The sequence below is a fragment of the Enterobacter sp. K16B genome (assembly GCF_020216105.1).
In the GTDB taxonomy this organism is placed as follows: Bacteria; Pseudomonadota; Gammaproteobacteria; order Enterobacterales; family Enterobacteriaceae; genus Enterobacter; species Enterobacter sichuanensis.
Window position 1 is genome coordinate 1 of record NZ_JAIWJZ010000149.1, and the last position, 6,584, is coordinate 6,584.

The 6,584-nt window shown below is 52.2% G+C and carries 7 protein-coding genes; 6 read left to right on the forward strand and 1 reads right to left on the reverse strand.

What is annotated here, in order from left to right:
• Positions 1 to 332 precede the first annotated feature (332 nt).
• The 5 genes from LDK53_RS21445 (at position 333) to LDK53_RS21465 (ending at position 5,373) form a co-directional block, all read left to right on the forward strand.
• Positions 333 to 1,469 carry a D-alanyl-lipoteichoic acid biosynthesis protein DltD gene (locus LDK53_RS21445; protein WP_225288024.1) on the forward strand — a complete coding sequence of 379 codons (1,137 nt, stop codon included), beginning with the start codon at positions 333 to 335 and terminating at the stop codon, positions 1,467 to 1,469.
• Positions 1,470 to 1,597: 128 nt separating this feature from the next.
• A complete protein-coding gene (locus LDK53_RS21450) occupies positions 1,598 to 2,716 on the forward strand; it encodes an MBOAT family O-acyltransferase (RefSeq protein WP_095440951.1) in 1,119 nt (372 codons plus the stop codon).
• Positions 2,713 to 4,146, forward strand: a complete 1,434-nt coding sequence (locus LDK53_RS21455; protein WP_225288022.1) for an AMP-binding protein — start codon at positions 2,713 to 2,715, stop codon at positions 4,144 to 4,146. Before LDK53_RS21450 ends, LDK53_RS21455 begins: the two co-directional genes overlap by 4 nt.
• An 18-nt stretch (positions 4,147 to 4,164) precedes the next feature.
• Positions 4,165 to 4,383 (forward strand): acyl carrier protein, encoded by a 219-nt coding sequence (locus LDK53_RS21460; protein ID WP_025755960.1) that lies wholly within the window; start codon positions 4,165 to 4,167, stop codon positions 4,381 to 4,383.
• Positions 4,384 to 4,536: 153 nt separating this feature from the next.
• Positions 4,537 to 5,373 (forward strand): alpha/beta fold hydrolase, encoded by an 837-nt coding sequence (locus LDK53_RS21465; RefSeq protein ID WP_025755962.1) that lies wholly within the window; start codon positions 4,537 to 4,539, stop codon positions 5,371 to 5,373.
• A 93-nt stretch (positions 5,374 to 5,466) separates the two neighbouring features.
• Here the strand turns inward: LDK53_RS21465 and LDK53_RS21470 are convergent, their stop codons facing one another.
• A complete protein-coding gene (locus LDK53_RS21470) occupies positions 5,467 to 5,724 on the reverse strand; it encodes a YjhX family toxin (RefSeq protein ID WP_021240841.1) in 258 nt (85 codons plus the stop codon).
• Between the two features lie 314 nt (positions 5,725 to 6,038).
• Here LDK53_RS21470 and LDK53_RS21475 point away from each other — a divergent pair, with 314 nt between their 5' ends.
• Positions 6,039 to 6,443 carry a GNAT family N-acetyltransferase gene (locus LDK53_RS21475; RefSeq protein ID WP_225288023.1) on the forward strand — a complete coding sequence of 135 codons (405 nt, stop codon included), beginning with the start codon at positions 6,039 to 6,041 and terminating at the stop codon, positions 6,441 to 6,443.
• The last annotated feature ends 141 nt before the right edge of the window (positions 6,444 to 6,584 follow it).

Sequence of the window (6,584 nt, forward strand, 5' to 3'; positions counted from 1 at the left end):
TTTCGGGTCGCCGGTTTTCAAGACCGGTGCCTTCAACCGCTCGGCCACGCTTCCAAAGTGAGGCGCACTATAAACATCTATTAGCGCCTTGTAAAGCAGGAATTTTTCTATTTTTGACTACGGAGGGTTGATTGCTCAAAAAGCCACCGGGCCGGGGTCCCCGTTCTTTCTTCGCCCCCTTGTACATACCGTTACACAGCAACGCTCATCCTTTTAAAACACTCTGGTATAGAATGCCAAAAAAAATAGACCGCCATTTGTTGTGTAATTGTTATGAATTTGATTACCCACAGATTGTAGAAATTACTGCCATGTAGTCTTACTGGTTGATGATGAAAATCAAAAATACGCTTTGCTTACATATCCTGATGGCGACCCTGGCCATGTTGTTCCTTTGTGTTCATCCGTTCGTGTCGGGCGTTAATCCGCCCCTCACCTTCCAGCCGCTGATTAAATCAATGGCGGGCACGCCGAAAGAACAAGCGGAAAAAATAGCGACTATTTCCCATGCCTTAGAAGGGAATGCGATTTTTTTCATTGGTGCGTCTGAGGTTGCAACCTCGGAAGATGAACATTACGCGGTATATAATTACTTTAATAAGCAATTGCACCAACCCGTTGTGGCGTATGGCGATGCCTTTGTCGATGACGAAACGCAATTTTTGCTGCTCTCACGTTTTAAAAATAGCCTTAACGCAAACAGTAAAGTTGTTTTGCTTCTGGCACCGGACAGCTTTTATTCAAAAGGTTTGCCTCCTGCTATCTATGCCGATAATTTCCCGTCCTCTGTTTTTAATCCGCTGATGCAGGATCCGCAGGCGCGCCCGTTGCTGGTAAATTACTTAAAGCATATTGATGCCAAAGAAATAAGTCATTTAACCTTTGGTCAAATGCGCGTCTTTGGCTGGCACCCCGGTCTGATGTGGGACGAGCTGAGTTACCAGTTTGCCAATATCTGCACCCTGATTAAAAACGACTGGCTGGCGCTGCTCCACATCACGCCCGGGACGGCGCAGCCCTGGCCGCAGCAGCCCACAACCCACATCACCCCGGACTGGGATAAAGAGCTGGCGAATGCCCGCGAGCTCAATAAAAAACGCCAGCAGAGCGCGGCCACACTATGGATGGACAAAACGATTTACGAGGAGGACGGTACGCGACAGCAGTGGGATGACACACCGGTCGTACCTGCGCAAATCGCCGCGTTCAAAAAAACTGTCCAGTTGCTGAAAGACCGTCACGTGCAGGTGATTGCTATCGTCGACCCGGTGAATCCCTGGGCGCTTTACAATACCGATACCTTCCGCCCGGTTGATAAGCAAATTCAAACCATTCTGGAAGCGAACCAGATCCCTTATTTCGATATGTACGCCATGCCTTATCAGAATGGCTGGAACTGGGATCGTTTGCACCCTTCCGAGCTGGCCTGGGTTCCTATGATTCGCTTTATTGCGCAGAGTTTTAAATAATGAAAATCGCGATCCGTCTTTTTTTCCTTTATCTCCTGCTGGCGATCACCATCGTCGCGTGGACCTCTGTCGATGACAGCATGAGTATGCAGCTGCATTTTGAATATCAAAAGTTCTGAGGCCGAATGATGTACAGCTCAGGCATGTTTTTTGTCTATTTATTTTCATCCGCCCTGGCGTTTGCGCTGATCAATCGCGTATTACGTCATCGCCTGACGTATTTATCGGCGTTATCCGTCCTCGCCGCATTAGGCTGGGGCTATATTTTTCAGGGTGATTACCGTGTTCCCGCGGTCGTTTTTTTCAGTTTTTACCTTGTCGCCACGTTAAAAGAAAAAGGCTGGTTAAAAACCTGGCAGGCGATTGTGTTAACGCTGCTGCCTTTATTTTTGGTGAAACTGCATCTTAATCATCATCTCGGCATGATCGGCCTCTCTTTTATGACGTTCCGCGCGGTGGACGTGCTGCTCTATCGCAGTAAAAAAGAAGGACAGAATTTCCTGCATTATTTCTGCTATCTGTTTATGCCCTTTATTATTCTGGCGGGCCCCATGTACCGCTGGCGGACATGGATGAGCGATGTCAGTAAGCCCGTCTTTGCCCTTAACCGCGAACAGTTTTTAGTGGCGCTGGAGCAAATCATTACCGGCATTGTCCAGAAGTTCCTGTTTGCCATGCTGGTTGATTCACTTGTCGTGCAGCCCTGGAGCCATAAGCCGTTTACGCTGACCGTGGGCGTGGTGATGTCACTGGCCTATAGCGCCTATCTCTATTTTGATTTTGCGGGCTACAGCAATATGGCCATCGGTGCGGGCCGCCTGTTTGGGTTGAACATTCCGGCAAACTTCAATATGCCCCTTCTCGCCAAAAACCCGCAGGATTTCTGGCGTCGCTTCCACATCAGCCTGTCTGAATGGCTGCGTGATGTGGTGTTTATGCCCGTCTATATGAACCTGATGAAGTTTACTTTTTTCCGTCAGAACAAAACGCTGGCGCAAAATATCGGCATTTTTTGCACCCTGTTCTGCATGGGCGCGTGGAATGGTCTGGAACGCCATTATGTCATCAGCGGCGCGCTGTTTGGCGCGATTTCGGTGGCCCATAACATGCTGTTGTGGTCAGCCAAACGCAGCCCGGCATTACAGCGCGGATTGCAGTATCCGGCTGTTGCTTTTTTGGGGCGAATTCTGACGCTGGGAAGCGCGGCAGGGTCCCTTTACATCTTTAGTGGAATGTCACCTCTATGAAAAATCACGCCGACCTTCAGGCACTGCAGGATTTCTTACGTGCGGCATTATGCGATCCCGCGCGTCCGCAACAGCTGGCCATCAGCGGCAGCGACGAATCTCTAAGCTGGGAACAGCTTTCCGCAGCCGTGACGGACTGGGCGCAGCGCTATCAGCGCTGCCGGCCTGTTGCAGGTACGCCGGTCGTCTTGTACGGACACCAGCAGGCGGAATTTGCCGTAGCGATTTATAGCTGCCTGCTGCATAACATTCCGTATATCCCGGTCGACTGCATCTATCCGCAGGAAAGGCTGAAGGAGATCTGCCATCTGGCCAGTGCCCCTTACTATTACGACGTGGCGACCCGGCAGTTCACCGCCACCGGTGAGACAGGCAAGGTGCTGGAGGAGCAGGATCTGGCCTATATCATGTTTACCTCGGGCAGCACCGGCAAGCCTAAAGGCGTGCAGATTGGCCGTGAGAGCGTATGGCACTTCATGAAATGGGTCAGCAAAGACTTTTCACTGCCGGAACAACCGGTGCTGATGAACCACGCGGTATTCAGTTTTGACCTCTCCCTGATCCCGTTACTGGCGAATCTGGCGATGGGGGGACACATCGTACTGAACGCCAAAGAGGATATTCAGAAAGCAAACTGGCTGGCGCGGCTGAAAAGCAACGCGGTGTCCGCCTGGGTTTCTACCCCCTCTTTTGCTTACCAGCAGCTGCTGTCCCCGCAGTTCAACAGCGAGTATTTGCCAGCACTCAAGGTCTTTATCTTCATTGGTGAGGTGTTAAATAAAGCGCTGGTTAAGCAGCTACGCCGCCGTTTCCCGCAGGCCAACATCATTAACGCCTATGGCCCGACGGAAGCGACCATTGCGACAACTGTGGTGGAGATAACGGATGAGATCCTCAACAGCGACAGCGCCGTGCTGCCGGTGGGGGTCATGATGCCAGAGAGCAAAATGGAAATTACCGCCGAGGGCGAGCTGATTATCTGGGGTAAGAACGTTATGCGCGGCTACCTCGGCCTGCCGCAGGAGAACGCGGCAAAATTGCTCTACCGTGAAAATGAAGCCTTTCGTGGCTACCGGACCGGCGATCTGGGGTATGAAGCAGGGCTCATCTATTGTCAGGGCCGCAATGACAGCCAGATCAAACTGAATGGTTACCGTATTGAAATCAACGAGATCGAAAACCGTCTGCTGGCCATGTCCGGCATCAACGAAGCGGTGGTACTGCCGCTGATGAAATCCTGTGGTAGCGTACTGCGCATTGCCGCCTTCTGCGTGACGGAGCTGGCACCGGATACGATCAAAACCGCCCTGTCGAAGGTGGTTCCACCCTATATGGTACCGTCACAAATTATCGTCAAAGACGCTTTACCGTTGAATCCTAACGGCAAAATTGACCGCAAACTGCTGGACGCTTACGCCCGCACACATTAATGACACCAGGAAAAAATGATGGAACAAGAAATTCTCGCCCTGTTCGAAAACGTATTATCCCGTAAGGTCGGTTTCCACGATGAACTGATTGACTCAGACATTCTCGACTCTATTCTGGCGGTCGACATGGTACTGGAAGTGCAGGACGTTTACGGCTGTATGATCCCGCCAACAGACGTGGCGACGGTGCTGAAAACCCCGGCGGACCTGGCCCGCTATATTGAAGAACACCGTTAACAAAAATGAAACCGCCTGCTTTTACGCTTTATCCTACACTTTAGGAGTACTGTCGGTACGGGAAACAGAAAAAAACCAACTTAATTAAGGCATTACTGATCTGCACTGCGTTCAGTCGGCACGCGTTTTGCCTTTAACAGAGGAGTCAGCGGTATGGCATTCGTTACCACGAAAGATGGCGTCAACATTTACTACAAAGACTGGGGTCCAAAAGAGGCGCAGCCCATCGTCTTCCACCACGGCTGGCCGTTAAGTGCAGATGACTGGGATAACCAGATGCTCTTCTTCCTTGCGGAAGGCTATCGCGTTATCGCGCTCGATCGCCGCGGTCATGGACGTTCGGATCAGGTGAGTGAAGGGCATGATATGGATCACTATGCGGCCGATGCGTCAGCCGTTGTTGAAAGCCTGGACTTACGCAATGCCGTTCACGTCGGTCACTCTACCGGCGGCGGCCAGGTCGCCCGCTATGTGGCGAAGTATGGTCAGCCGCAGGGTCGCGTCGCCAAAGCGGTGCTTGTCAGCGCCGTCCCTCCTCTGATGGTCAAAACGGACGCTAACCCCGGCGGCACGCCGATTGAGGTTTTCGATGGTTTTCGCCAGGCGCTGGCGGCTAACCGCGCCCAGTTTTACCTCGACGTTGCCAGCGGTCCTTTCTACGGTTTTAATCGCGATGGCGCCGAGGTTTCGCAGGGAACGATTCAGAACTGGTGGCGTCAGGGCATGATCGGCAGCGCCAAAGCGCACTACGAAGGGATCAAGGCGTTTTCAGAGACCGACCAGACGGAAGATCTGAAAGCCATTACGGTTCCCGTTCTGGTGATGCAGGGCGACGACGATCAGGTCGTGCCGTATAAAAATGCCGCCCTTCTGCAGGACCAGTTGCTGGCGAACAGCGTACTGAAAATTTATCCGGGCTTCCCACACGGGATGCATACCACCCACGCGGATACCATCAACGCGGATATTCTGGCTTTTATCCGCTCTTAACGCCGCGTTTCTTGCCGGGTGGCGCTGCGCTTACCCGGTCGACATTCCGTTCAATGTATGAACGCCACCCGAGGGTGGCGTGATTTCTTCCGCTTAGCGATTGTCCAGCTGGGCGCGAACGTTATTCAGCCCGGTGGTATTGATGCGGTAAGGCTGCCCGTTCACGGAACGGATCAGCTTTTTAGTGCGGAGTTTTTTGAAGACGCTGAGCGTGCAGTCGCTCAGCACCAACCCTTCACGGGTATAACACTCAACGGACGTGACGCGGCCAGAACTGTCGCGGACGTGCACAATACGTCCACCTTTGGCGAGAACGTGTAAGGTACGTTGTTCCTGACGGGATAAATTCATACTGGAAAACCTGTGTAATCATCATGCGTAAAAACGAGCCCACACCAGCAGGTGCGTGCGTAAGGTTTAAGCGCAGCGATAACCAGTCCGTCCTGAGAAGGGCGGGAAGCTGATTATCTGATGAAAACATTCTCCAGCATCAAAGCCTCGGTAAGAGATGAAAAGGTATTTACGGGGTGAATGATAACGCCTGATTTTCACAGGAGAATAGCGAGAGGTTAAAAGTGTGAACATGATCGGTCCGTGAAATCGTCTTTAGTCAATTTTACTGCCAGACTGAAGCCCTTTACTGAACACCGACTGGAGCTCTTCTTATGCCTGATAACTATACCGTGGTTGAAACCGTCCCCACTGCAGAAGCGTTTTGCCGGCTGCGCGAAATCTCGGGCCTTAGCCCTCGCCCGCTGGAGGCGGCCCGAAAAGCGCTGCCCGGCAGCTGTTATGGCATGCATATTCTGTGTGAGGGTAAACCGGTAGGTATGGGGCGGATCGTGGGGGACGGTGCGTTGAATTTCGATATTGTCGACGTCGCCGTTGATCCGCTTCATCAGGGGAGAGGACTCGGCAGGGTCATAATGGAAACGCTTGTTGCCTGGCTGGATACCCACGCCTGCAAAGGAGCCTACGTTTGCTTAATGGCCGACGTGCCTGAGCTTTATGCAAAATTTGGTTTTACGCTCGTTCGCCCGGCAAGCGAAGGAATGGCCAGAATCTGGTGATGGGCAAACCTGCGCTGAAGCAAAAAGAAAAACCCCAGGTTAACAAGTAACCTGGGGTTTATATCTGGCGGAAGCGCAGAGATTCGAACTCTGGAACCCTTTCGGGTCGCCGGTTTTCAAGACCGGTGCCTTCAACCGCTC